Consider the following 25595-nt stretch of genomic DNA (forward strand, 5'->3'; position numbering starts at 1 on the left):
GTAGGGACGGGGCGCCCCTTCGCGCGCGCTAACGCTCATTCCCCGACGTTGTGCGCGTAACCTGGCTTTCGCTCATTGTGCGCAAGGAGGTGACGCGATGCGATTCGGTAGCAGGATGCTGGTGCTCCAGCTCGTGACGCAGGTGTGCGTCGTCGCGGCTTGTGCCGCGGTATTCCTCTTCTTGGGCGTGCAGCAGTTGCGCGCCGAGGCCGAGTCTTCGGCGCTGAACATCGCGCGGAGCGTCGCCGCCGCGCCCGATGTCCGCGAGCTCGTCGCAGAGTACTCTGCGGATCCTGGCACGCCCGACGCCCCGTCCCTCCGCACCGGCCCGCTCCAGGCATACGCCGCCGGCGTGACGAGCCGCACCGACGTCCTCTTCGTCGTCATCACCGATGATCACGGCATCCGCCTCGCACACCCCGACCCCGACCGGCTCGGGCAGGTGGTGAGCACGAGTTTCGCCGACGCCCTGGCCGGCCGCGAGGTCGTGACGTGGGAGTCGGGCACGCTCGGTGAATCCGCCCGCGCCAAGGTCCCGGTGTACGGTCCCACGAGCGGTGACCGCCCCGTCGGCGAGGTGAGCGTCGGCTTCGAGCGCGCCAGCGTCTTCGACGATCTGCCGACCCTGATCACCGGGATCGCAGCGGCCATCCTCGTCGCCCTCGCGCTCGGCGTCATCGCCGCGCTCTTGCTGCGTCGCCGACTCGAGCGGGTCACCCTCGGCCTCCAGCCCGAAGAGCTCGCCGCGCTCGTGCAGACCCAGACCGCCGTCCTCGAGAGCTCGGACGACGGCCTTGTCGCCGTCGACGCGGACGGCGTCGTCCGCGTGTGGAGCGACGCGACGACGCGGATGCTGGGAACCGGCGTCGAGCCGGGGACCCGCCTCCGCGACGCACCCGTCCCTGACGCCGTGCGTGACGCGCTCGCCCGCGGGGCCGCGTCGGGACTCCCTGTCGGCGACCGCATCATCTACGTCGACGTGCGCCCGGTGCGCCGAGGCCAGCGAGCACTCGGGACCGCGGCAGTCCTCCGCGACCGCACCGACCTGCTCGCCCTCACCGAACGCCTCGACGGCGTCCGCACCCTGACCGACGCCCTTCGCGCCCAGCGCCACGAGTTCGCCAATCGCCTGCACGCGGCCTCCGGCCTGATCGACGCCGGCCGCGCCGACGAGGCGCGGGACTTCCTCCGCGACGTGTCCGGACGCGGCGCCGTCGACCTCCGCGTCACAGGGCTGGATGCCGTGAGCGACCCAGTCCTGCAATCGTTCCTCGGGGCGATGGCCGAGACCGCCCGCGAGCGCGGGGTCGAGTTGCGCGTCGGCGAGGACACCCTGCTGCGTAGCTCCCTCCTCGACGTGGAGGACGCGCTCGCCGTCCTCGGCAACCTCGTGGGCAACGCGGTGACCGCCGCGCAGGCGGCAGCCGCGGCATCCGTCGGTGATCCGTGGGTCGAGGTGACGCTCCTCGACCAACTCGACGGATCGGGTACCGGTGAGCTGGTCATGACCGTGGCCGATTCCGGCGGCGGAGTGGCGGACCCGAGCGCCGTGTTCGCGGCGAGGACGAGCTCCGACACCGACGCGTCGGTCCACGGGCACGGAATCGGATTGCCGCTGTCCCGCGAGATCGCACGCCGACGTGGCGGCGAGGTGTGGATCATCGACGCCGGCGGCGCCGGCTCGGGTGCCGTGTTCGGGGCACGCCTGCCCGGCGCGATGGGCGGCCCGTCAGGAAACGAGGAGACGGACGATGAGTGACATCCGGGTACTGATCATCGACGACGACTTCCGCGTCGCGGGCGTGCACCGAGACATCGTGGCCGGCATCCGAGGTTTCGTCTCGCTCGATCCGGTTCGCACGGCGGCCGAGGCGCTGAGCGCCACCCGCGCCGACTCCCCCGACCTGGTCCTGGCCGACGTGTACCTCCCCGACGGCGACGGCATCGAGGTGGTTCGCTCGTGCGGCGTCGACGCCTTCGTGCTGAGCGCCGCGACGGATGCCCGCACGGTCCGCCGCGCATTCCGCGCAGGAGCACTCGCCTATCTCGTGAAGCCGTTCGAGGCGCGGACCCTCGCCGACCGGCTCGAGCGCTACGCGCGCTACCGCAACCTTCTCTCCGACTCCGCTCCGCTCACGCAGGATCAGATCGACCGTGCCGCAACGGCCCTCCGCGGCGCACCCGAGCAGGCGTCGCTGTCACGTTCGGCGACGGAGCGGACGATCCTCACTGCGCTCACCGACGGCGAGGCGTCGGCGAGTGAAGTGGCGGAGCGGGGCGGCATCTCCCGGGCCACCGCGCAACGTCACCTGACCGCGCTCGCCTCGCGCGGGCTGGTGGAGATCAGCCTCCGCTACGGCACCACCGGCCGCCCCGAGCACCGCTTCCGCCTGGCGGCGAGCGGCGCAGACTGAACGTCACGCGAACCGGCGGCACCATTCGTACATGACCACGGCGGCGGCAGCCGACGCGTTGATCGACCGCGTCGACCCGTACTGGGTGATCTCGATGACGCCGGATGCCGCGGCCAGGGCCTCGGGCGACAGCCCGGGGCCCTCCTGCCCGAACAACAGGACGCACCGCTCCGGTAGGTCCGCCCGGTCGACGGGCACCGACCCGTCGACGTTGTCGATCGCGAGGACCGGGAGACCCGCGGCATCCGCCCACGCCGTGAAGGCCGCGACATCCTCGTGATGGCGGACGTGCTGGTAGCGATCGGTGACCATCGCGCCCCGCCGGTTCCAGCGGCGCTTGCCGATGATGTGCACTTCGGACGCGCCGAACGCGTTGGCGCTGCGCACGATCGAGCCGATGTTCATGTCGTGCTGCCAGTTCTCGATCGCGACGTGGAACGGATGCCGCTTCTGGTCGAGATCCGCCACGATCGCCGCCATGGTCCAGTAGCGGTACTGATCGACGACGTTCCGTCGATCACCGGTCTCCAGCAGCTCGCGGTCGTAGCGCGGATCGTCCGGCCAGGCATCCGGACCGCCGGGCCACGGACCGACGCCGACGGGGAGCTGCGGCTCGGCGTCGCCGGCGGCGGGATCGATCGGGTCTGGCACCGGTCCAGGTTAGTCGGGTGACCCCGGCAGGAAGACGGTGAAGCGGGAGCCGGCACCCACCTCGCTCGTGACCTCGACCGATCCGCCGAGCGCCTGGCTGAGCCCTTGCACGATCGACAGCCCGAGTCCGGAGCTCTCGCCCGACCGCGTGCGCGCGGGGTCTCCCCGCCACAGCCGGTCGAACACGAACGGCACGTCGTCGGCGGCGATGCCCTCGCCGTCGTCGATCACCTCGAAGCGGACGGTTCCGCCCGTCGCACCCGTGCCGACCCGCACTGACCCGCCCGCGGCGGTGTGGCGGAGAGCATTGCCCACCAGGTTGCTCAGGATCTGCCCGAGACGCGAGGCATCGGTGCGCATCAGCAGAGGGCCATCGACCTCCGCGACGAGCGCGACATCGGCGGCCGCAGCCCGAGCGAGGTGGGCCGCAACGACCCTCCGGACGACCTCGGCGGCATCCACCGGCGCGAAGTCGACGGCGAGGTCACCCGTCTCGGCGAGCGCGAGAAGCTGCAGGTCGCGCGTGATGGTCTCCATGCGTCCCGCTTCGGTGAGCACGAGGCGCCGCAGCTCGGCATCGCTCATGCCGAGACCGTCGTCGGCGGCCTCGACCCATCCGCGGATGTTCGTCAGGGGGCTCCGCAGTTCGTGTGCCACGTCACCGAGGAGGCGACGCCGGGCGGTCTCGTGACCGGCGATCTCCGCCGACATCCGGTCGAACGCCGCGCCGACGTGCGCGAGGTCCTCCTTGGCGCCGACTCCGCTCCGGCCTGCGCGCTCCCCCGCGGCGAACCGATCGGCGGCGGCTTCGAGCTTGCGCGCGCTGCGGAGGGTCGGCGCGAGGATGATGGCGGCTGCGGCGGCGAGGAGCGCGAGGAGAACGACCACGACGATCGCGAGCCGGGCGATCGTCCCTGGGCTGGCGTCGAACGGGCCGCGGAGGTTTCCCCGGAGGTCCGTGAGGACGATCTGGACGGTCGGCGCCGTGAACGCGGAGGCCTGGTCCGCCTGCGCGCGGAGGAGGCATTCGGCGGTGGCATCCGTCGCTGCGGGGTCGGTGCGAAACGCGAGCTCCGTTCTCGCCGACGTGGAGGAGAGGTCGAGGGCGATCCGATCGATCGCGGGTGCGCCGGCATCGAGGAGGCACCGGTTCGTGAGGTCGCGCAGGTCGTCGAGGGCGCTCTGCTCGGACGGCAGCGGGGTGTCGAGCCGGGTCCGCCCGCAGTCGGGCGCATCGTCCGCGGCCCACACGACCGGGCGTCCCGTCGCCCAGACGGTCGAGCCGATGACTGACTCGCCCAGGCAGGCGCGGACGTCGGCGGCGCGGGCGGTCAGCGCTGCCTGCTGCGCGTCACTGAGGCCGAACGGCCCGACGATCCCCCGGTGCAGGCGCAGCTGGAGGGTGCCGGGCTCGGCGTACTCCTCGAGCGGATCGAAGGTGGAGGTGGACTCCTCGGGCCGCGGCAGAGTCGGCGCACTGTCGGCGATCAGCTTTCCGTCACCCCCGACGAGCGCGATCCGCCGGCCGGTGTCGTGCGCGAGTTCGAGGAGCTCCGGTCCGACTCCGTCCCAGGTCGGATGCCGGCCCGCCCAGAGAGTCAGTTCGTCGAGGATCTGCTCGTTCCGGGCGAGGGCGGCATCCGATGACTGCTGGTCGAAGCGGTACTCCGCCGTCTGCGCGAGCCACAGCGTGCTGCCGACCGAGGCGATGACCAGGAGGAGGCCGGCGGCGAGGTACCGCAGCAGCAGACGAGGCGGCCGTCGCCGCGTCGCCTGCTCGTCCGATCGCACGCTCATCCCGTCGGCAATGCTCTCACCCGCCGCCCCCGCATCCGCTGCGCCACTCATCCCGCGGCGAGCGCCGCGGTCGGCGACTGCCGCGCCGCATGGATGGACGGTGCGAGTCCGGCGAGCGCCCCCGTGACGAGGGATGCCGTCACGCCGAGGACGATCGTCGCCACGGGGATGACCACCGGCCACCCCTGCGTGGCACTCCACAGCACCGTGCCGAGCAGCCCGAGCGATACCCCCAGGAGCCCGCCCATCGAGCAGAGGACCACTGCTTCGACGAGGAACTGCGACCGGATCTGCCCCCGATGCGCACCGAGCGCCCGGCGCAGCCCGATCTCACTCCGGCGCTCGAGCACCGAGACGAACATCGTGTTCGCGATACCGATCCCGCCGATGAGGAGGGCGATCCCGGCCAGGGTGAGGAACAGTCCGTCGAAGTTCGCCTGGGCGGCATCCTTCGCGGCGAGCACGGCCGACGGGCGACTGACCTGCACCATGCCGGCGGCCCCCGGCGAGAGCGTCGCGGCGACGACGGGCCGGAGCGCCTCGATCTGCGACTCGGCGCCGGTGAGATAGGCGACGGTGGGGGCACCGTCGAAGCCGAGCCAGTGCCGGGCGGCCGCGTCGCTGACGAGCACGGCCGACTGCAGGTCGGGCGCGAGAGGGGTGTCCTTCAGAATGCCGACGACCTGGAAGGGGATGCCGCCGAGGTCGATCGACACGGCGCGGTCGGGGAGCCGTGAGAGTCCGAGCCGGTCTGCGGCATCCGAACCGAGCACGACGACCGGCATCGGGTCGTCGCCGAGCCACCGCCCCTCTGCCAGCTCGCCGCGGAGCACGCCGAGGAGGTCGCCCGTCACGGCGAGGGTCGTGATACCGCTCTCGACGTAGTCGCGGAGTGCGTTGCTCCGTACTCCCGCATGCGCGTTTCCGACCGTGGCGGCGTCCGAGACCGGACCGATCCGCTGCAGCATGCCGCGCGACTCGGGAGGGAGCGGGATCGGCTCACCGTCGACGCCCACCCTCGGATCGGCGCGCAGCAGGTTCGCGCCGAGCTTCGTGAGTTCCTGATCGAGCGCGGCCTGCGACGACGCGGGCAGAGCGGTGACCGTCACCAGGGTGGCGATCCCGATGGCGACTCCGAGCGAGGCCAGTACGGCGCGCAGCGGGCGGGTGAACAGCCCCACGGTGCCGAGGGCGAGAAGGTCCCGGATGCCGAGGCGAGGCCGGCGGTCAGACATGAGCGACCTCCTCGTCGGCGGGGGCGGCCGTGTCCGCCACGATCCCGCCGTCGCGGAGTTCGATGCGACGCGGCATCCGTTCGGCCAAGCCGGCGTCGTGGGTGATGACCACGACGGTGGTGCCCTCCCGGTTGAGCCGCTCGAGGAGGTCGACGATGCGTTCGCCGTTGGCGCTGTCGAGCGCGCCGGTCGGCTCGTCGGCCAGGACCACGAGCGGCTCGGTGACGATCGCGCGGGCGATGGCGACGCGCTGGCGCTCCCCGCCGGAGAGGTCGCGAGCGCGGTGCGAGAGGCGGTGAGCCAACCCGACCCGCTCGAGCGCCGCTCGGGCGCGATCGCGTCGGAGTCGCCGCGGCACGCCGCTGTAGAGGAGCGCCGTCGCGACGTTGTCTTCGGCGCTCACGCCGTCGGTCAGGTGGAAGCTCTGGAAGACGAAGCCGATCGTCCGTCCCCGCAGGGTGGAGAGCGCTCGATCGTCGAGGTCGTCCGTATCTATCCCACCGACCCGGACGGTTCCGCTCGTGGGCCGGTCGAGGGTACCGAGGACGTTCAGGAGCGTCGACTTGCCGGCGCCGGACCTTCCGACGATCGCGACGATCTCGCCCGCGTCGATCCGGAGCGACACGTCCCGCAGTGCTGCGACGCCGCCCGGATGGACGCGGCCCACGCGATCGAGCTCGAGGGCGGGGGTGGTCATCGTGCGGTCACCACCGTCATGTCGGCGGTGATGCCGTCGCCGGCCACTTCGACGCGGCCGTCTGCGATGAGCCCGATCGTGACGGCGTGCAGCCGCCCGGACTCGTCCTGCAGCGCGTACCCGCCCTCGGCGAGCGCGATGAGTGCAGGCACGGGGGCGATGAGCACGTCGGTGACGGTCTTCGTCACGACGCGGACGACGACGGCCCCGGCATCCACCTCGGCGACAGCCTTCTGGTCGGCGATGTCGACCGTGGCGCGCACCTGGGACTGCGCGCCCTCCCCCGCCGTGCCGACGTCGCGGATCGTGCCCTTCAGCACCCGGCCGTCGGGCAGCTCGACCTCCGCCGCAGCCCCGGCACCCACGAGTCCCGCGTCGCCGGCAGGCACGGCCGCCTCGACGATCCTCGTGGTCGTCGACGCGGTGAACGGCGTCCCGGCCGCGGCGTCGCCGAGCCGGGCCGTCACCTTCGCGACGCGGCTGTCGGCGGCGAGGACGACGACGTCCGTCGGAGCGATGTCTCCCGTCCGCTCGAGGCCGAGCGAGGTCTGCCAGGCACGGACAGCGGTGCGGAACGCACTGTTCGTCCGCGCGTCCTTCGGGTCGGCCCGCTGCAGGTAGCCGAGCTCCATGAGGTTCTCCGCGACCATGCTGACGTCGGCACCGGTCATGCCCCACGAGGTCAGGGGGCGGTAGAGCGCCGTCTTCCCGATGAGCACCGGGATGGGGAGGTCGTCAACGCGGAGCGCCGTCGCCCCTCGACCGAGGTCGGCGCCGGGCGCCGGCAACCAGGTGATCGTGCCCTTGGCCTTGACCGACACGGGCTCGGCGCCGCCGAACCCGATCGATCCGTCCAGGGTCGCGGTCACCGACAGGTCGCCCCGCTCGATCACGGCTGTCGCTCGCTCCGTCTGCGGCGACGGCGCGGCCTTCGGGGACTGCTCGCTCGCGCTCGTCACAGCGGCCACCCCGCCCGCGCCGAGGAGAAGAGTCGCCCCGACAGCGGCTGCCGCGACGGCGAAGGTGCGACGGCGCCGATCGCGGCTCATCGGGCGCCGCCCGAAACGTCGGCGACGCACCCGTCGACCTTCGCCATGCCGAGCGAGATCGACGTCGAGTCGTTCTGCTCACCGCCGAAAGCGAAGGTGATCTGTCCGAACTCGTCGGCGGGGGTGATCTCGACGTAACGGACGCCAGCGGCGTGCAGGCAGTCGACCACCTTCTGCGCGAACCGCAGCGCGTCGGGGTTCTGCGCGTCGAGCTCGTGCGGCGGCAACGGGGCGAATTTCATGCAGAACGCCTCCGCCTCCGCGGCGGCGACGGGGTCGTCGTTCGTCGCGACGCCCACACCACTGTCCTGGCCGCCCGTGATCGTCGCCTTCGGCATCCGATCGGCGAGGCATCGCTCGCGAGGCTGCCACGCCGCCTCGCTCTCCTCATCGGTCATGTCGAGGCGCAGCCGTACCGGCTCGCCGTACTCGGCGATCAGCGGGTCCTCCGTCGCCGTCTTCTCGGGCGCCGCCGTCTCGAGGCTCGCGATCTGATCGTCCGGAACGGGGGCGGCATCCTGGCCCTGCGGCGCAGCGCCGGCTACACAGCCGGTCGCGAACAGCACGGTCAGCGCGATACCGACGAGGGCACCCAGGGGGCGGGTCGAATGGCGGAACATGGTTCTCCGATCTCTGTCGTCGCCTCCACAGTGATCGCCGGTTGTGAGGGGATTGTGAGGATGCGGTGCCGAGACCGTCGGCGTTCCGGTCGCCCGCCTACAGTCGATGACGTGGCCCGCATCGTGATCGTCGAGGACGACGAACTGCAGTCCGAGCTCATCCGCCGCTACCTGGAGCGCGAACGTCACGATGTGCATGTCATCGGCGACGGAGCGGCTGCGCTGGCCGCGATCCGTGCGTCCTCACCCGACCTGCTGATCGTGGATGTGATGTTGCCGGGACTCGATGGACTCACCCTCTGCCGCACGCTCCGCGAGGAGATGTACGACCTACCGATCCTGATCCTCACGGCGCGATCGACCGAGAACGATCTGCTCCTCGGCCTCGAGCTCGGCGCCGACGACTACGTCACGAAGCCCTACAGCCCGCGCGAGCTCGTCGGCCGCGTCCGCGCGCTGCTGCGGCGGGCGCTGCCGACCACGACGACCCGACCCGACGTGGTTGTGGGGGACCTCGTCGTGGACCCCGAACGCCGGACGGTGACCGTCGACGCCCGGCCCGTGGAACTGACGCGTGCCGAATTCGATCTGCTGCTCGTGTTCGCCACCCAGGCGGGGATCGTCCTCAGCCGGTCGCAACTCCTCGACCACCTGCATGGCTCCGACCGGTGGATCGGGCCGCGCACCATCGACACCCACGTGAAGAACCTGCGGCTGAAGATCGAGAACGACCCGCAGCGGCCCGCGAGGATCGTCACCGTGCACGGCGTGGGGTACAAGCTCGAGTCCGCCTCGGCCTGAGCGTCGCCGCGAGCGCAGACGTTGCTTCCCGGCATCCTTCGGTCCTGTTAGATTTTTCGGTATGCCGAAAAATGTGCTCGTGGAGTCGCCCCGGGTGCGCGGTCCCCGCGCGGCCTGGCTGCTCGGACCGGCGCTCGTCGCGGGAGTGGCGTACCTCGATCCGGGCAACGTCGCGAGCAACATGACCGCCGGCGCCCGATACGGCTACCTCCTCGTCTGGGTTGTCGTACTCGGCAACGTCATGGCCTGGCTGATCCAGTACCTGTCGGCGAAGCTCGGCATCGTGACGGGGCGGAGCCTGCCCGAACTCCTCGGCGCCCGCCTCCGCAGTCACACTGCCCGCCGCGCGTACTGGCTGCAGGCCGAACTCGTGGCGATGGCCACCGACGTCGCCGAGATCATCGGCGGTGCGGTCGCCCTGTGGCTGCTGTTCGGGGTGCCGCTCGTCTGGGGCGGGCTCATCACGGGCGCCGTGTCGATCGTCCTGCTGCTCGTCCAGTCCCGCGGCGGTGCGCGTCCGTTCGAGTTCGTCATCATCGGGCTGATGGCGATCATCGTCCTCGGCTTCACCTACGGCGTCTTCGTCGGCCCGCCCGAGGCCGCCGGCGTCGTCGAGGGTCTCCTCCCCCGCTTCGACGGCGCCGACTCGGTGCTGCTGGCGGCCTCCATCCTCGGCGCGACGATCATGCCGCACGCGATCTACGCGCACAGCTCGCTCGCCCGCGACCGGTTCCGGCCCGTCGACGGACGGACGAGGACGGATGCCGCGGCCGCCGACGCCGCCATCGACACCCGCCGCGTGCTCCGCGCCACCCGCTGGGACGTGACGATCGCCCTCGCGATCGCGGGGACCGTGAACCTCTGCATCCTGCTGCTCGCCGCGGCGAACCTCGACGGGGTGCCCGGCACCGACAGCCTCGAGGGCGCGTACGCCGCGCTGCAGTCCGGGATCGGGCCGGTCGTCGCCACCCTCTTCGCGATCGGCCTGTTCGCGAGCGGCCTGGCGAGCAGCGCTGTCGGCGCCTACGCGGGAGCGGAGATCATGCAGGGGCTGTTGCGCGTCCGCATCCCGCTCCTCGTTCGCCGCCTCGTGACGCTCCTGCCGGCGCTCGTGATCCTCGCGGTCGGTGTCGACCCCACGTTCGCGCTGATCCTCAGCCAGGTGGTCTTGAGCTTCGGCATCCCGTTCGCGCTCATTCCCCTCGTCGCGCTGACAGCGAAGGCCGACCTGCTGGGCGGGTACCGCAACCGCGCGTGGACGACGGCCGCCGGCATCCTCGCGTCGGTCTTCCTGGTCGCGCTCAACGGGCTGCTGCTCTGGCTCACCCTGTTCGGCGGATAATCTGGGGTCCGTGCCCGCGTCCACGGTCGACGACTACCTGAAGACGATCTACCACTACACCGAGTGGCAGAGCGATCCCGTCACCCCGTCGGTGCTGGCCGGCGAACTCGGACTCGCGCCCTCGTCGGTGACCGAGATGGTCAAGAAGCTCGCGGCCCAGGGCCTCGTGTCGCACCGTCCGTACGGTCCGATCTCGCTGACGGATGCCGGGACCCGCCGCGCGACCGCGGTCATCCGCCGGCATCGCCTCATCGAGACGTGGCTCGTCCGCGAGTTCGACTACGCATGGGACGAGGTGCACGACGAGGCCGAGGTGCTCGAGCACACGATCAGCGACCGCCTCCTCGCGGGGATCGACGCGCGCCTCGATCACCCCCGGTTCGACCCTCACGGCGACGCGATCCCCGGCCCCGACGGATCCGTCGAGCGGGAGCCGTTCGTCCTCCTCGCCGAGGCGACGATCGGCCACACCGGTCGGGTGTTGCGGGTCTCGGACCGCGACCCCGCGCTCCTCCGCACGCTCGAAGAGCGCGGTCTCGACGTCGGCCACACCGTCACCGCAACGGGCCGCGACGCCGTTCAGGTCGATGGCGGCCCGACGATCGATCTGCCGCCCGCTGCCGCGCAGGCAGTCTGGCTCACCGCCTGAGATTCAGGCCGCGCTCTTGCCGGGTCGGCGAAGCGCCGCCTGCACCCAGAACTGCAGCCGCGAGTGCTCGGGATCGAGGGTGACCCGCAACCAGCTGAGCCCCATCGACCGTTCGCCCATGTGCGAGCGCTCCGCGTCGGGCTCGGCGAGCAGGGCAGCATCCTCGTCGTTCCGCACTCGCACCAGCAGGGATTCGCCCCGGAAGACGGCGACTGCCATCGAGTCGTCGACCATGAGCGCGACGGCTCCGAACATCGAGATCTCCCGGACCGCCCGATCGCCGATGATCGCCCGGGCCTCGTCCAGGATCTCGCGCACCTCAGGCATCACTGCCACCCGATCCGCCATGTCGCCTCCTGCGTCCATCCGTAGTGGGTCAGATGCCCCGGGGCAAGGGCCGCCCCGCCTCACGGCGAACTGTTCGCACGGCCGACCCGCGGCATCCCGCCCCTCCCGCCCCACCGGGACACTCGAGTACCACCGATCGTGCATCCGTCACACGCAGGCAACCACAAGAGCGCGTCAGCGCACGCAGGCGCCCCTCGAGCGTCAGCGCAAGCGCAGGCGGCGTCCTTTGAGGTAGGGCCACTCGGCGCGGGTCGCGTGCTCGGCGTAGTGCCACATGCGGGCGCCGACGTCGGGGTCGATCGTGACGCGCGGCGCCCGGACGAGCACCGGCGACCCTGTGTACGTGTGCGCGGGGCCCCAATACTGCCCGCCCTCGGCCTCGGGGTCGACGAGCGCACGCACCGGCGCCCACGCGCCGCGCTCCTTCGACTGCGAGACCGCGGCCTGCAGGCCGCCGACGAAGCGCTTGCGTCGCGTCGGCGCGCTCACGCCCGCGATGCGCCGGGTGCGGCCACCGAGCGAGTATCCGGGGTGCGCGACGAGGCTCGCCACGGGCACGGATGCCGCCCGCAGCCGCCGGTCGGCTTCGAACCCGATCGCCGACGTCGCGACCTTCGACTGCACGTATGCACGCCACGGCGTGTAGTTCTCGACGAGATCGGGGTCGACCGGGTCCCAGGGGAACAGCTTCGTCGCGACGGAGCCGAGCCACACCATGCGCCCACGCGCCGCGGCGAGAGCGGGCAGGAGCGCCCCGGCGAGCGCGTAATGGCCGAGCGCGTTCGTGGCGATGACGAGCTCATGACCGTCCCGGGTGACCTCGCGCGTCTTCGGCGGGTGCACCATGCCGGCGTTGAACATGACGCCGTGCAGGCCCACTCGTCCCCGGACGGTCGCCGCGGCGGCGCGCACGGAGCCGAGGTTGCTCGTGTCGAGCGCGAGGGTCTCGAGATCGGCATCCGGCACCTGCGCCAGGATCGCGGCCCGCGCGCGGGACAGCTTCGAGGGATTCCGCGCCGTCATGATGACGTGCGCGCCGGCACCGGCGAGCTGCAGGCAGGAAAAGAATCCGAGTCCGGTGTTCGACCCGGTGACGAGGTATCGACGGCCGCTCAGATCGGGCAGATCGTCGGGGTCCCAGTCATCTCGCGCCACACCCTCGACCCTACGCTCGGGCGCCACCTCGCGGCATCCCTTCGTGGGAGAGTTGAGGCATGAACGGACTCGAGCAGAACCTGCTGTTCGCCGTCGTCGGGCTCTCACTGGTCACGTCGCTGGTGCTCGTCGTGGTGCAGATGGTGCGCCGTCGCGGCAACGACGATGACGACCGCAAGCCGTGGGACGACCTCGAGCCGAAGTAGGGATTACTGGGGCTTCAGGCCCAGGTCGTCGAGGTCGATCGCGGCGAGCCACGTGAGGCCCTCGGCCTCGACGGCGGCCTGCGCACCGGTCTTGCGGTCGACGATGACGGCGACGGCCACGGGCTCGGCACCCTCGCGGCGGAGAGCCTCGACAGCTTTCAGCGCGGACTGACCGGTGGTCGAGGTGTCTTCGACCACGATGACGCGCTTGCCGACGACATCCGCTCCCTCGACCTGACGGCCGCGGCCGTGATCCTTGGGCTTTTTGCGCACGACGAACGCGTCGAGCGGTGCATCGGTACGGGCGGATTCGTGCATGACGGCGTTCGCGATCGGGTCGGCGCCGAGCGTCAGACCGCCCACCGCGACGATGCCGTCGACGTCGCGGATGAGGTCGAGCATGATCCGGCCGATGGCGGGAGCAGCGCGGTGGTCGAGCGTGAGCTTGCGCATGTCGACGTAGTACGACGCCTTCTTGCCGCTCGAGAGGGTGAAGTCGCCGTGGAACACGGCCTCCTCCTGAATGAGCGAGATGAGGCTCTGGCGGTCGGCTTCGAGTGCGGGCGTGGAGGCGACGGTCACGGGGACCACTCTACGACCGGCGGCGTCCGACGCCCGATCTAGGCTGGGAGCCATGCGGCTTGCCACCTGGAACGTCAACTCGATCCGCGCGCGCATCGTGCGCACCGTCGAATTCGCCGTGCGCGAGAACATCGACGTGCTCGCGATGCAGGAGATCAAGTGCAAGCCCGAGCAGTTCCCCTACGAGGCGTTCGAAGAGGCCGGCTATCACGTCGAGGCGCACGGCCTCAATCAGTGGAACGGCGTCGCCATCGCGAGCCGCCAGCCGATCACCGACGTCGAGTACGCCTTCCCCGACATGCCGGGGTTCTTGAAAGGCCACGAGGGTCCGGATGCCCCGCAGGAGGCGCGCGCGCTCGGCGCCACGATCGACGGGGTCAAGGTGTGGAGCCTCTACGTCCCCAACGGCCGCGGACTCGACGACCCGCACTTCGCCTACAAGCTTCACTGGCTCGAGGCCCTCCGCGCCTACACGCAGTCGACGCTCGCGACTCACCCCGACCTGCCGCTCGCGCTCGTCGGCGACTTCAACATCGCCCCGACGGATGCCGACAACGGCGACCCGACGATCGTCCAGGGCGTGTCGACGCACGTCTCCCCCGAAGAGCGCGCCTCGTTCCAATCGCTCCTCGACGCCGGCCTCGTCGACACCGTCCGCCCGCTGGTGCCGACCGGCTACACGTACTGGGACTACAAGCAGCTGCGCTTCCCGCGCAATGAGGGCCTCCGCATCGACTTCATCCTCGGCTCCCCGTCCTTCGGCGACGGCGTGGTCGGGGCATCCATCTACCGCGACGAGCGCAAGGGCGAGATCCCGAGCGACCATGTTCCCGTCGTCGTCGACCTGGACCTCGACGGCGACGACGAGGACGACGACGACCGTCCGATGATCTTCTGACGCCGTCGGCAGGGATCTGCTGACGCCGTCGGCAGGGATCTGCTGACGCCGTCGGCAGGGATTTTCTGACGCGCCTCCGTCTCCCCCGCGGGACGGATGCCGGGGGCCGCGACCCCCTCTAGCGTGGAGAGCATGCCCGAATCGATGCTCCGCCGCCCGGCGACTCCGGCCGAACGTCGGCAGGACGCCTGGTTGGCCGCCGGACTGTTCGTCGCCGCCATGCTCAGTACCGCCCTGGGCTCGGTCTCGGGCATCTACAACGGCGACCACCCCGACCTCCCCTGGGGGCTTCTCTACTCCGCCGCCATGACCGTTCCGCTCGCCTTCCGGCGGCGGTACCCGATGACGGCGCTGATCGTCGTGTCCGTCGCGTTCTTCGTGGGCGTCTCATCGCGCATCCCCGAGCTGTACGTCGGCAATGTCGCTCTGTTCGTCGGGATGTACACGGTGGGCGCCTGGGTGTCCGACCGCCGCCGCGCGGCGCTCGTGCGCATCATGCTCATCGTCGCGATGTTCGTGTGGCTGATGATCTCGATCTTCCAGACGGCTGCGTCGTCCGAAGACGGGCTGTCGCAGGAGGGGCCGTTCTCGCCGTTCGCGGCCTTCGCGATGATCCAGTTCCTCGTCAACGTGGCGTTCTTCGGCGGGGCGTACCTGTTCGGCGAGCGCGCGTACACGGGCGCGATGGAGCGCACCGCCCTCGAGGAGCGGACCGCCGAGCTCGAGCGGGAACGCGAGCGTACGGCCGCGCAAGCGGTCGCCCTCGACCGAGTGCGCATCGCTCGCGAACTGCACGACGTCGTCGCGCACCACGTCTCGGCGATGGGTGTGCAGGCCGGTGCCGCGCGGACGGTCCTGGAGCGCGATCCGGATGCGGCACGCACGGCACTGACCGGTGTCGAGTCCTCGGCGCGCCAGGCACTGACGGAACTGCGCCAGCTGCTCGAGACACTCCGGACGCCCGAGACCGACGCACCCGGAGGTTCCACCGTCCGGCTCGACGCGCTGCCGGATCTCGTCGCGCACGCGAACGAGAACGGCCTGCCGACGACGCTCTCGGTCGTGGGCGATCCGGTTCCCACCCCCGAGCTCGTGCAGGTGAACCTGTACCGCATCGCGCAGGAGGCGCTCACGAACGCGCGTCGTCACGGCGGCCCCGGCGCGAGCGCCGACGTGCGGCTGCGGTACGCCGTCGACGCGGTGGAGCTCGAAGTCTCGAACGAGGGCCGCGGACCGATCTCCGGAAGAGCGGGCCTCGGCCTCGTCGGAATGCGCGAACGGGCAACGTCGTCCGGAGGAACGCTCGAGGCGCGGGCACGACCTCGAGGCGGGTTCCTCGTGAGGGTGCGCGTGCCCCTGTCGCAGGCGGTGCCCGCATGATCCGCGTGTTGTTGGTCGACGATCACGCGATCATGCGCGCCGGCTTCCGCATGATCCTCGAGGCGGCGGGAGACATCGAGGTCGTCGGCGAGGCCGGCGACGGGCGGGCGGCAGTCGCCGCTGCTCGCGACCTGCAGCCCGACGTCATCTGCATGGACGTGCAGATGCCCGACATGGATGGCCTCGAGGCGACGCGTCAGATCGTGGCGGATGCCGAGGTCCCGGCATCCGTCGTCATCGTGACGACCTTCGACCGCGACGACTACCTGTTCCAGGCGCTGTCGGCGGGGGCGAGCGGATTCCTGCTCAAGAACGCCGGACCGGAAGAGCTCACCCACGCCGTGCGGGTCGCCGCCTCGGGTGACGCTCTGCTGTCGCCGACGGTCACCCGCCGCGTGATCGCACGGTTCACCGCGACCGAGGCGGAGCCACCGGCATCCCTCGCCCGCACGACGGATGCCGCACCCACTCTCCCCGTGGAGCTCACCGAGCGCGAGGCCGAGGTGCTGCGGCTGCTCGCGCAAGCGATGAGCAACGGCGAGATCGCCCGCGAGCTCTACATCGGTGAAGCGACGGTGAAGACGCACGTGTCGAACGTGCTGCAGAAGCTCGGCGCCCGCGACCGCGTCGCCGCCGTCGTCTGGGCCCACCGCCACGGCCTCACCTGAGCCGAGACGCCGAACGGCCCCGCCCAGGTGGGGGCGGGGCCGTTCGGCGTGGCGCGTCAGGCGCCGGCGGGGACCTTCGCGTAGCGGTCGACGAGGTCGTTGAACGCCTCGAGGTAGCCGGTCAGGAAGCCGGCGGTCGCGTCATTCGTGACCTCGCCGTCCTCAGCGAACAGGCCGGGCGTGGTCTGGATGAACCCCTCGGGCTGGCCGAGCGTCGGCGCGTTGAAGTGGCTGAGGATCGCCTTGAGGTGCTGCTGGGCGACAGCCGTCGCGACGCCGCTGCCCGACGTGCCGATGACGGCCGTGGGCTTGTTGTGGAAGGCGTTCTGGCCGTACGGGCGGGCAGCCCAGTCGAGCGCGTTCTTCAGCACACCGGGGATCGAGCGGCTGTACTCGGGGGTCACGATGATGACGCCATCGACGTCCGCGATCGCCTGCTTGAAGTCGACGGCCACCTGCGGGAAGTTCCCGTCGTGGTCGACCGAGTAGAAGGGCAGGTCCTTGATCGGGATCTCGACCAGCGTGGTGCCCTCGGGGGCGAGACGCTCGAGCGCCTTCGCGAGGGTCCGGTTGATCGACGTCGACGAGATGCTGCCGACGATGTAGCCGATGGTGCGATTCGTCATGGGTCCTCCAAAGAGAGTGGATAGGGATGCCGGTGGGCACCGCAGACCCCAACGAGGCCCCGGGCATCCCTATTCCTATGAATGCACCGACAGTTCGTCTCCCCCTCGCGGCGGGGAGGGGTTTCACCCGCCAGGGGGAGGCCCCCGGCATCCCATCTCCCTAGCGTGGAAGACGTGCCGCCGCCGGTGGCGCACAGACCACAGGAGGAACGGATGCTGCAGCTACGCGGGATCACCAAGAGCTACGGCTCGCGGCGGGTGCTCGACGACGTCGCCTTCGACGTCGCACCCGGCCGCCTGACGGGATTCGTCGGCGGAAACGGGGCTGGCAAGACCACGACGATGCGGATCATGCTGGGGGTTCTCGGCCGCGACGCGGGCGAGGTCACCCTGAACGGCGCCCCCGTCACCGCAGCCGACCGGCGCCTCTTCGGCTACATGCCCGAAGAGCGCGGCCTGTACCCGAAGATGAAGGTGCTTGAGCACATCGTCTACCTCGCGCGTCTGCACGGCTTCTCGAAGACGGATGCCGCGACTCGCGCGACGGCGCTCCTCGAAGAGCTGGGGCTCGGCGAACGTCTAGAGGACAACGTCGAGACCCTCTCGCTCGGCAACCAGCAGCGCGCGCAGATCGCCGCGGCCCTCGTCCACGACCCCGAGGTGCTCATTCTCGACGAGCCGTTCTCGGGCCTCGACCCGATCGCCGTCGACGTCGTCGCGAACGTTCTGCAGACCCGCGCGGCGCAGGGCGTCTCGGTGCTGTTCTCGTCGCACCAGCTCGACGTCGTCGAGCGCCTGTGCGACGACCTCGTCATCATCGCCGGCGGCACGATCCGCGCAGCGGGCACCCGTGAGGGCCTGCGCGCCGAGCACGCGACCCGCCGATTCGAGCTCGTCTCGGGAACGGATGCCGGATGGCTCCGCGACGAGCCGGGCGTGGAGGTCGTCGACTTCGACGGCGGCTACGCCCTGTTCGAGGCCGACTCCGACGAGACCGTGCAGCGCGTCCTGCAGCGCGCGGTCGCCGCGGGCGACGTGACCACGTTCGCGCCGCGCCGCCCCACCCTCGCCCAGATCTTCACGGAGGTCATCCAGTGAACACGTCCGTCTCCCCCTCGTTCGGCCAGAGCGTCTGGCTCGTCACCGAGCGAGAGCTCGGCTCGAAGCTGCGCTCGAAGTCGTTCATCATCTCCACCGCCGTCATGTTCCTGATCGTGCTGGCCGGTGTCCTCTGGGCGGGCTTCTCGGCTCAGAGCGACAGCCGCACGCCGATCGCGGTCACCTCCGAGACGGCGTCGGCCATCACCGACCCGAAGGCGTTCGACGTGACCGATGCGGCCTCCGCCGAGGAGGCCCGCGATCTCGTCCGCGACGGCACGGTCGATGCGGCCGTCATCCCCGGCGGCGACGAGCCGCTCGGCTACACCGTGGTCTTCGACGAGTCGGTGTCGAACAGCCTGCTGCAGCAGTTGAGCATCGCCCCGAAGGTCGAGATCCTCGAGCCGGAGAGCACCGACGGATTCCTCCGCTACATCATCGCGATCGCCTTCGGCGGCGTGTTCTTCGCCGCGGCGCTGACCTTCGGTACGACGATCGCGACGAGCGTCGTCGAGGAGAAGCAGACGCGTGTGGTCGAGCTGCTCATCTCGGCGATCCCGACCCGCGCACTCCTGGCGGGCAAGGTGCTCGGCAACACGATCCTCGCGATGGGGCAGATCGTCGGCATCGCCGCGGTCGCGATCATCGGGCTGACCGTGACGGGCCAGGACTTCCTGATCGCCGGTCTCGGCGGGCCGATCGCCTGGTTCGCGGTCTTCTTCCTCTTCGGGTTCGTGCTGCTCGCGGCGCTGTTCGCCGCGGCGGGTGCGCTGGTGTCGCGCCAGGAGGACATCGGACCGACGATCACACCGCTCACCTACATCGTGATGGCGCCATACTTCCTCGTGATCTTCTTCAACGACAACCCCGTCGTGCTGACGATCATGTCGTACGTCCCGTTCTCGGCTCCGGTCGGAATGCCGGTGCGCATCTTCGTCGGCGAGGCGCAGTGGTGGGAGCCCCTGCTCGCGCTGGCGGTCATGCTCGCCGCCTGCGTCGGGGCGATCCTGGTCGGCGCGAAGATCTACGAGAACTCGCTCCTCCGCATGGGAGCCCGGGTCAAGCTCCGCGAGGCACTGTCGCGCTGAGCCGCGGCATCCCGTCACGAGAGAACCGCCCCGTCCGCTGCTGCGGCGGGGCGGTTCTGTCGTTCGCGGTCGCGAACCGGATCAGGGTTTGTCCGGCTTGCCCTTCGGCCCCTTCTCGGCCTCACGTTCGGCGCGCTTGGCGTCCTCGGCGGCCTTCTTCTCCGCCTCTTTCGCCGCCTTCTCCGCGTCCTTGGCGCCCTGATCGTCTGCCTTGTCGGCAGGGGCGTCGTCGGTGGTGACAGCGCTCGGGGTGGGCGACGGCTCGGCCGATGAAGCGGGGGTCGGATCGGTCACGGTCTCCTGCACCGGCTCCGTCGAACGCGGCTCGGTCTGCGCTGGATCGGACGACGTCGGCTGCGGCGCCCCCGCGAGCGACGCCGTCCAGATGCTCGCCGCAGCGATGAGCGCGACGGCCCCGACAGTGAGCGCGATCACGAGGGGGCGACGCGACCGCTTCTGCGGAGCGAGGTCGGGGGAAGTGAGCGCGACGGTCTCGGCGATCGGGTAGCGGCGGGTGGCGGGCTCCGCTGCTGCCGCAGCCGCGACGGGGATCCCGGCGGCCACCGCCGCGCGAACGGGCGGCAGCGGCGGAGCACCGTTGACAGGCGCGGTCCGCAATCGCTCAGCGGCCTCGACGACCTCGAGAGACGTCGGCCGATCGCTCGGACTCGTAGCCGTCATGCGGGCGAGGAGCGACCCCCATCCCGGTCCGAGCTCGTCGGGGATCGTCGGCGGCGCGCTGAGACGGGCGAGAGCGGCCCCGACGCCGTCGGTGTTCGGATACGCGCGTTCCCCCGTGAGCGCCTCGAGCAGGACGAGACCCAGCGCGTAGACATCGGACGCGGGCGAGGGGTCGCCGCCCTGCACCTGCTCGGGGGCGAGGTAGGCGGCGGTGCCGATGACAGTGCCGGGGGTCGTCACACGCGCGCTGTCGAGCAGGAGCGCGATACCGAAGTCGGCGAGCTTGGCGCGTGATCGACCGCCCGGGAGGTGCGGTGGGGCGAGGAGCACGTTCGAGGGCTTCACGTCGCGGTGGACGACGCCAGACCCGTGCACGACGTGGAGCGCTTCGCCCAACTCGGCGGCGAGCGCGGCGACCTCGGCCGGCGGGAGCGGCCCTTCGCCGATGCGGCCGCTCAGCGTGGGGCCCTCGACGAACTCCATCACGAGGTAGTCGGGCGAGCCGGTGAGGTGCGCATCGAAGAGGGTGACGAGCGACGGGTGGTTGAGCGAGGCGAGGAGGGTGACCTCGCTCCGCGCGCGCTCCGGCGCGCTCACGGCCCCCTCGACGCCGGGACGCAGCACCTTGACCGCGACAGTGCGTCCGAGCGCGGTGTCGTCCGCACGGAAGACGCGCGCCATGCCGCCCTGCCCGACCTGGGCGACGAGGCGGTATCGCTCCGCCAGCACGTCGCCGACGAGCGGTTCGGATGCATCCGTCATGGCGTAGCCCTCCTGTGTCGCCGACGACGTTACCGGTCGGCGTGGGAGCCCGGTGTGGTCTTGACGAACGGGACGGTCACGACGAAGCGCGCGCCGACCGCGGACGGCTCGCACCGTACGTCGCCGCCGTGCGCACGAGCGATCCCGCGGGCGATCGGCAGTCCCAGGCCGGCCCCACCCGCGGAGCGTGATGCGTCGAGCCGCACGAGCCGCTCGAAGATGCGGAGCCGGTCGCCCTCGGGCACACCGGGGCCGTCATCCTGGACGGCGATCACCGCCTCGTCGCCCTCGCTCTGGAGCTCGAGCCGGACCCGACCTCGGCCTTTCGTCGCGCGCGCGGCGTTCTCGACGAGGTTCGACAGCACCTGCGCGAACCGGTCGACGTCCACACGCGCCGTCACGGCGGCATCCGGGGTACTCTCCTCCAGTCGCAGGTCCGGGTGCACGAGCTGGGCACGGGCCGTCTCGGCCGTCACGAGCCGACGGAGAGCCACGACCGTCGGCGACAGGTCGAGCCCCCGGTCCACCCTCGCCATGAGGAGCAGGTCGTCGACGAGGCGGGACGCCCGCGACGCTTCGCGCGCGACGTGCGCTGCGAGCATCTCGCGCTCGGGACCGTCGAGGTCGGAACGGACGAGGGTGTCCGCCGCCGCCCGGATGCCGGCCACCGGCGTCCTCAGCTCATGCGCCGCGTCGGAGAGGAAGGCACGGAGGCGCACTTCGGCATCCCGCGCCGCGTGCTCCGCTCCGACCACGTCGTCGAGCATGTCGTCCAGAGCGGCAGCGACACGTCCGATCTCGGTGTCGGGTCGCGTCGGTCGCAGGCGTCGTCCGCGCTCGCCGGCCCCGATCGAGCGGGCGACCTGCGACACCCGCTCCAGCGGACGCAGGGTCACCCGCACGACGAGCACGATCGCGCCGGCCGACAGCAGCAGCACGCCCGCCGAGGCGACGCTCATGACCCAGCGCACCTGCACCAGCGTGTCCTCGACGCCGACCGCCGACGCCGTCAGCGTGAGTGTCGAGCCGTCGCTGAGCGACGATCGGAGGGTGACGAGGTCGTCATCGCCGGACACATCGGACGCCACCACTCTCACGGCCGACGCACTCGTACTCGTGGACTGCCCACGTTCGGACGGGGGACCCCCGGGGCCGGGGCCACCCGGCGGGCCGTTGCGCAGCTGGTCAGGGCTGGGTCCGGCGACGACCGAGTCGCCCGAGGCGCCGTCGATGCGGACGGCCAGTCCCTGCGCCGAGAGCCGGTCCGCGAGGTCGGCGTCGTCCACTGTTCCGACGAGTGACGCGGTCGCGGCAGCCCGGTCACGGAGGCGGTCCTCGATCTGCGCCCGCAGCCGGGCGCCAAGTGCGACGTCGACGGCGATGGCCAGGACGACCAGGAGGACGGCGATGAGCGCGAGGACCGCGGCGGCTGTCCGCAGACGGACCGAGCCCGATCGCAGTCGCGGGGCCGGGTCGGCGGGGTCCGTGTCCGGCGCGACCACGCTCACGAGGCCGCACTCAATCGATAACCCAGGCCACGGACGGTGTGGATGAGTCGCGGGCCGTGCGCCTCCATCTTGCGGCGCAGGGCGCTGAGGTGCACCTCGACGAGGTTGGGGTCGTAATCGTCGTACCCCCAGACTTGCGTCAGGATCTGCACCTTCGAGAGCGTCCGGCCCCGACTGTCGGCCAGCAGGTGCAGCAGTCGGAACTCCGTCGCGGTCAGCTCGAGTGCCTGACCGTCGCGGCGGGCGATGGCGGCATCCGGATCGACGACGAGGTCGCCGATCGCGATGGTCTGCGGGAGACGTCCGCGCCGGCGAAGCACCGCTCCGATCCGCGCGACCAGTTCGGCCACGGTGAACGGCTTCACCACGTAGTCGTCGGCGCCTTCAGCGAAGCCACGGAGGCGATCGTCGACCTCGTCGCGCGCGGTGAGCATGATGACGGGAGTGTCGCCGCTGGCCCGCACGAGGGGCAGCAGCCGGATGCCGGTAGGCCCCGGCATCATCCAATCCAGCACGACGAGATCCGGGCAGAACACCGTCAGGCGCCCCGTCAGGTCAGTGCCGTCGGGTGCGCCCTCGGCGACGAAGCCCTCGGCCCTCAGCGCGGTGACGACGGCCGAACGGATCGTTTCATCGTCGTCCACGACGAGTACACGGGCAGAGGCGGGCATCGCACGACGGTACGCGTGGGCGCTGGGCGAAGAGTATGCGTCGGGTATGCGGTTGCCGCTGCCCGTGACGCTTCAGGCCAGCTTCAGACACGGCTCGAAGGCTGGTGATCACCGGGCAGAGCAGCACTCAGGCGACTCCAGCCCGGGCACCTCAACGAAAGAGATGAAGGACGAGACCATGACTGACGACCGGACACCCCAGCCCGACGACGACCGCGCCTCGGAAGACGCGCGCACGCTGCCTCTGACACCTCTGCAGACGGAGGCCCCACCGTCGCGCCGCCGCACCTGGACCCGACCCGCGCTGGTCGTGGGCGCGCTCATCGTCGCGGCGGGCCTCGCCGGTGGTGGCGCCGCCATCGCCGCACAGTCCACGTCGGCGACGACCGCGACGGGCATCACCCCGGCTGGCGGATCCGGCGAAGCTGCGCCCACGGACACTCCCACCGGCACCCCGACCCCTCCCGCAGAGGGAACAGCGCCGGCCGACCCGCCGACTCCGGGCACGGACGCCGCGGCTCCGACGGCGCCCGCCCCGGGCGCGAAGGGACCAGGAGACTGCGCTGCAGGCGAACGGCCCGTTCCGCCCGCCGACGGCTCCGCCCCGAAGACACCCGGCGAGCACGGCCATGGCCCCCGGGCCGACGGCAGCTCGCCGACCCCGCCGACTGACCACCCGACGCCTCCGACGGACGGCCCCACGCCGCCGACCGACGCGCCGACGCCCGAGTCCGACGACTCGTCGCAGGGCAGTTGAGCAGGCGACTTCTGTCGTCTCCGACGCCCGTGGCACCGGGGATGCGCCACCCGGCGTTCCCCGGTGCCGCTCAGTCCCGAACGACTCAGGTGCGGTGCGCCGCACGGCCCGCGTGGCCGGCGAGCGCGTCGGCCGCGCCGACGAGGGCGAGGTGACTGAGGGCCTGCGGGGTGTTCCCGATGTGCCGACCCGTCGCCGGGTCGTACTCCTCGGACAGCAGCCCCACGTCGTTCGCGACGGCGCACAGGCGGTCCATGAGTCGCGTCGCGTCGTCGGTCCGTCCGGTCGCCGCGTACTGCTCGACGAGCCAGAACGAGCAGGCGAGGAAGGGATGCTCGTCGCCGGGCAACCCGTCGGTTCCCGCCGCCGTTCGGTACCGCAGGACGAAGCCGTCGCGCAGGAGGTCCCGCTCGATCTTTTCGACGGTCGCCAGCATCCGCGGATCGTCGGGGGCGCAGAAGCCGACGACGGGCAGGAGCAGTAGCGAGGCATCGACCTCGTCGGTCGTGTCGTGCTGCGTGAAGTGGCCACCCGCGGCATCCACCCCCGTCGCATCGATCTCGGCGCGCACCTGATCGCGGAGCCGCTCCCACGTGCCGGCGTCGCCGGGCAGGCCGTGCTCGCGTACCGCGCGGACGCCGCGGTCGAGCGCAGCCCACACCATGGCGCGGGAGTGCGTGAAGTGGTGCAGATCGCCCCGCATCTCCCAGATGCCGTGGTCGGGGCGGTCGACCCACGCGACGACCTGCGCCAGCAGCGCGCGCTGCAGCGACCACGACGAGGCGGTCTCGGTCACCCCCGCGAGGCGGGCGGCCTCGAGGGCGACGAGGACCTCGCCGATGACGTCGCCTTGGTACTGGTCGACGGCGCCGTTGCCGATGCGGACGGGCGCGGATCCCTCGTAGCCCGGCAGGCTCGTCAGCTCGCGTTCGGGAAGGTCCCGTTCACCGCCGAGGCCGTACATGATCTGCACGTCGGCAGGATCGCCGGCGATCGCGCGCAGCAGCCAGTCGCGCCAGCGCTCAGGTGCCCGTGTGTAGCCGTGGGCGAGGTAGGCCTCGAGGGTGAGGGCGGCATCGCGCAACCAGACGAACCGGTAGTCCCAGTTGCGCGAGCCGCCGGGGTCTTCGGGGAGCGAGGTCGTCGCGGCGGCGACGATCCCGCCGGTTTCGGTGTGGGTCAGGGCGCGGAGCACGAGCATCGAGCGCACGACGTGGGCTCCCCAGGGTCCGCCGTCCTCGACGCCCGCCGCGAAGTCGCTCCACCACCTGCGGGTGTGCGCGATCGCGGCGTCGACGTCGACACCGACGGGATGCCGGTGGTACGACCGGTCCCACGTGAGCACCGAGTCGACGGTCGCGCCCGCCGCCACCGTGAACACGGCGCGGTGCATCGTGCCGTCCGGGCGCAGTCGGGGGCCGCGGAGCGCGACGGCGTCGGGACCGGCGATCGCGAGCAGCACCGGCGCGTCCGCGTGCCCGATCTGCCGCACCCAGGGGAGGGCCCGGGCGTAATCGAAACGCAGGCGCAGCTCGCTCGCGAAGGCGACCGTGCCCTCGATGCCGACGACGCGCCGGACCACGGCATCGGTGTCGTCGTGCATGGGCATGAACTCGATGACCTCGGCGCTGCCCGTCGGCGTCTGCCACCGCGTGACCAGCACGAAGGTGTCGCCGTCGTAGCGCCGGGTTGACGTGGCGGCCGGGTCGGCCGGCCGGAGGCTCCACCGGCCGTGCTCGTCGTCGCCGAGCAGGCCGCCGAAGATCGAGGCGTCGTCGTAGCGGGGAAGACACAGCCAGTCGATGCTCCCGGCATCCGACACGAGAGCTCCCGTCCGGCAGTTGCTGAGCAGGGCGTAGGACTCGATCGGGGCAGACATCGTCGTCATTGTGATCCTCGCGAGGCATCGGGG

26 protein-coding genes are annotated in these 25595 nt (G+C 71.3%); 12 read left to right on the forward strand and 14 right to left on the reverse strand.

The genetic code is table 11. The features are described from left to right. Positions 1 to 115: 115 nt before the first annotated feature. Both MO1_RS09545 and MO1_RS09550 read left to right on the forward strand, forming a co-directional pair. Entirely contained in the window at positions 116 to 1759 is a 1644-nt protein-coding gene (locus MO1_RS09545) for a sensor histidine kinase (RefSeq protein ID WP_036309564.1), read from the forward strand. Continuing rightward, a complete protein-coding gene (locus MO1_RS09550) occupies positions 1752 to 2414 on the forward strand; it encodes a response regulator (RefSeq protein WP_036309563.1) in 663 nt (220 codons plus the stop codon). Before MO1_RS09545 ends, MO1_RS09550 begins: the two co-directional genes overlap by 8 nt. Before the next feature lie 3 nt (positions 2415 to 2417). On the opposite strand, the gene MO1_RS09555 is transcribed toward MO1_RS09550, so the two are convergent. From MO1_RS09555 to MO1_RS09580, 6 genes are read right to left on the reverse strand one after another with little or no spacing between them, the layout of a single operon-like run. Beyond that, a complete protein-coding gene (locus MO1_RS09555) occupies positions 2418 to 3065 on the reverse strand; it encodes a TrmH family RNA methyltransferase (RefSeq protein WP_060915901.1) in 648 nt (215 codons plus the stop codon). Positions 3066 to 3074: 9 nt separating this feature from the next. Further along, on the reverse strand, positions 3075 to 4862 hold the full coding sequence (locus MO1_RS09560; protein ID WP_060915902.1) for a sensor histidine kinase: 1788 nt from the start codon (positions 4860 to 4862) through the stop codon (positions 3075 to 3077). A 47-nt stretch (positions 4863 to 4909) separates the two neighbouring features. Beyond that, positions 4910 to 6097 (reverse strand): ABC transporter permease, encoded by a 1188-nt coding sequence (locus tag MO1_RS09565; protein WP_060915903.1) that lies wholly within the window; start codon positions 6095 to 6097, stop codon positions 4910 to 4912. Next, positions 6090 to 6794: an ABC transporter ATP-binding protein gene (locus MO1_RS09570; protein WP_060915904.1), complete on the reverse strand. Its 705-nt coding sequence runs from the start codon at positions 6792 to 6794 to the stop codon at positions 6090 to 6092. Before MO1_RS09570 ends, MO1_RS09565 begins: the two co-directional genes overlap by 8 nt. After that, positions 6791 to 7843 carry a peptidoglycan-binding protein gene (locus MO1_RS09575; RefSeq protein WP_060915905.1) on the reverse strand — a complete coding sequence of 351 codons (1053 nt, stop codon included), beginning with the start codon at positions 7841 to 7843 and terminating at the stop codon, positions 6791 to 6793. The genes MO1_RS09570 and MO1_RS09575 overlap by 4 nt, the downstream gene beginning before the upstream one ends. After that, positions 7840 to 8463, reverse strand: a complete 624-nt coding sequence (locus MO1_RS09580; protein ID WP_060915906.1) for a hypothetical protein — start codon at positions 8461 to 8463, stop codon at positions 7840 to 7842. The genes MO1_RS09575 and MO1_RS09580 overlap by 4 nt, the downstream gene beginning before the upstream one ends. A gap of 111 nt (positions 8464 to 8574) precedes the next feature. On the opposite strand from MO1_RS09580, the gene MO1_RS09585 reads away from it, so the two are divergent. The 3 genes from MO1_RS09585 to MO1_RS09595 all read left to right on the forward strand — a co-directional run bounded on the left by MO1_RS09585 (position 8575) and on the right by MO1_RS09595 (position 11255). Continuing rightward, on the forward strand, positions 8575 to 9264 hold the full coding sequence (locus MO1_RS09585) for a response regulator transcription factor (protein ID WP_036309554.1): 690 nt from the start codon (positions 8575 to 8577) through the stop codon (positions 9262 to 9264). A gap of 61 nt (positions 9265 to 9325) precedes the next feature. After that, on the forward strand, positions 9326 to 10606 hold the full coding sequence (locus MO1_RS09590) for an Nramp family divalent metal transporter (protein ID WP_060915907.1): 1281 nt from the start codon (positions 9326 to 9328) through the stop codon (positions 10604 to 10606). A gap of 10 nt (positions 10607 to 10616) precedes the next feature. Beyond that, the gene (locus MO1_RS09595) at positions 10617 to 11255 is read left to right on the forward strand and encodes a metal-dependent transcriptional regulator (protein ID WP_060915908.1); all 639 of its coding nucleotides are present in this window, start codon (positions 10617 to 10619) and stop codon (positions 11253 to 11255) included. A gap of 3 nt (positions 11256 to 11258) precedes the next feature. Here MO1_RS09595 and MO1_RS09600 read toward each other — a convergent pair whose 3' ends face one another. Both MO1_RS09600 and MO1_RS09605 read right to left on the reverse strand, forming a co-directional pair. Then, positions 11259 to 11603, reverse strand: a complete 345-nt coding sequence (locus MO1_RS09600) for a TfoX/Sxy family protein (protein WP_060915909.1) — start codon at positions 11601 to 11603, stop codon at positions 11259 to 11261. A gap of 201 nt (positions 11604 to 11804) precedes the next feature. Next, entirely contained in the window at positions 11805 to 12758 is a 954-nt protein-coding gene (locus tag MO1_RS09605; protein WP_036309549.1) for an SDR family NAD(P)-dependent oxidoreductase, read from the reverse strand. A gap of 59 nt (positions 12759 to 12817) precedes the next feature. Between MO1_RS09605 and MO1_RS14765 the strand changes: the two genes are divergently transcribed. Next, positions 12818 to 12964: a hypothetical protein gene (locus MO1_RS14765; RefSeq protein ID WP_164499364.1), complete on the forward strand. Its 147-nt coding sequence runs from the start codon at positions 12818 to 12820 to the stop codon at positions 12962 to 12964. A gap of 3 nt (positions 12965 to 12967) precedes the next feature. Here MO1_RS14765 and pyrE read toward each other — a convergent pair whose 3' ends face one another. Beyond that, on the reverse strand, positions 12968 to 13546 hold the full coding sequence (pyrE, locus tag MO1_RS09610) for an orotate phosphoribosyltransferase (protein WP_060915925.1): 579 nt from the start codon (positions 13544 to 13546) through the stop codon (positions 12968 to 12970). A gap of 52 nt (positions 13547 to 13598) precedes the next feature. Between pyrE and MO1_RS09615 the strand changes: the two genes are divergently transcribed. The 3 genes from MO1_RS09615 to MO1_RS09625 all read left to right on the forward strand — a co-directional run bounded on the left by MO1_RS09615 (position 13599) and on the right by MO1_RS09625 (position 16492). Further along, entirely contained in the window at positions 13599 to 14444 is an 846-nt protein-coding gene (locus tag MO1_RS09615; protein ID WP_060915910.1) for an exodeoxyribonuclease III, read from the forward strand. A 132-nt stretch (positions 14445 to 14576) separates the two neighbouring features. Next, positions 14577 to 15824, forward strand: coding sequence for a sensor histidine kinase (locus tag MO1_RS09620; RefSeq protein ID WP_036309547.1), 1248 nt, complete (start codon positions 14577 to 14579; stop codon positions 15822 to 15824). Beyond that, positions 15821 to 16492, forward strand: a complete 672-nt coding sequence (locus MO1_RS09625) for a response regulator (protein ID WP_060915911.1) — start codon at positions 15821 to 15823, stop codon at positions 16490 to 16492. Before MO1_RS09620 ends, MO1_RS09625 begins: the two co-directional genes overlap by 4 nt. Before the next feature lie 56 nt (positions 16493 to 16548). Here the strand turns inward: MO1_RS09625 and MO1_RS09630 are convergent, their stop codons facing one another. Continuing rightward, a complete protein-coding gene (locus MO1_RS09630; protein ID WP_036309545.1) occupies positions 16549 to 17118 on the reverse strand; it encodes an NADPH-dependent FMN reductase in 570 nt (189 codons plus the stop codon). A gap of 213 nt (positions 17119 to 17331) precedes the next feature. Between MO1_RS09630 and MO1_RS09635 the strand changes: the two genes are divergently transcribed. Next, a complete protein-coding gene (locus MO1_RS09635; RefSeq protein WP_060915912.1) occupies positions 17332 to 18216 on the forward strand; it encodes an ABC transporter ATP-binding protein in 885 nt (294 codons plus the stop codon). Further along, complete coding sequence (locus MO1_RS09640; RefSeq protein WP_060915913.1) at positions 18213 to 19304, forward strand: ABC transporter permease; 1092 nt, start codon at positions 18213 to 18215, stop codon at positions 19302 to 19304. Before MO1_RS09635 ends, MO1_RS09640 begins: the two co-directional genes overlap by 4 nt. An 81-nt stretch (positions 19305 to 19385) precedes the next feature. On the opposite strand, the gene MO1_RS09645 is transcribed toward MO1_RS09640, so the two are convergent. From MO1_RS09645 to MO1_RS09655, 3 genes are read right to left on the reverse strand one after another with little or no spacing between them, the layout of a single operon-like run. Beyond that, entirely contained in the window at positions 19386 to 20747 is a 1362-nt protein-coding gene (locus tag MO1_RS09645) for a serine/threonine-protein kinase (protein WP_060915914.1), read from the reverse strand. A gap of 29 nt (positions 20748 to 20776) precedes the next feature. Beyond that, positions 20777 to 22255, reverse strand: coding sequence for a sensor histidine kinase (locus MO1_RS09650; protein WP_255209250.1), 1479 nt, complete (start codon positions 22253 to 22255; stop codon positions 20777 to 20779). Further along, a complete protein-coding gene (locus tag MO1_RS09655) occupies positions 22252 to 22926 on the reverse strand; it encodes a response regulator transcription factor (protein WP_036309539.1) in 675 nt (224 codons plus the stop codon). The genes MO1_RS09650 and MO1_RS09655 overlap by 4 nt, the downstream gene beginning before the upstream one ends. A 178-nt stretch (positions 22927 to 23104) precedes the next feature. On the opposite strand from MO1_RS09655, the gene MO1_RS09660 reads away from it, so the two are divergent. Next, complete coding sequence (locus MO1_RS09660; RefSeq protein ID WP_152540118.1) at positions 23105 to 23683, forward strand: hypothetical protein; 579 nt, start codon at positions 23105 to 23107, stop codon at positions 23681 to 23683. Positions 23684 to 23768: 85 nt separating this feature from the next. On the opposite strand, the gene MO1_RS09665 is transcribed toward MO1_RS09660, so the two are convergent. Continuing rightward, positions 23769 to 25571, reverse strand: coding sequence for a glycoside hydrolase family 15 protein (locus MO1_RS09665; RefSeq protein WP_060915916.1), 1803 nt, complete (start codon positions 25569 to 25571; stop codon positions 23769 to 23771). Positions 25572 to 25595: the final 24 nt, after the last annotated feature.

It is taken from the genome of Microbacterium oleivorans NBRC 103075 (assembly GCF_001552475.1).
Taxonomy (GTDB): Bacteria; Actinomycetota; Actinomycetes; order Actinomycetales; family Microbacteriaceae; genus Microbacterium; species Microbacterium oleivorans.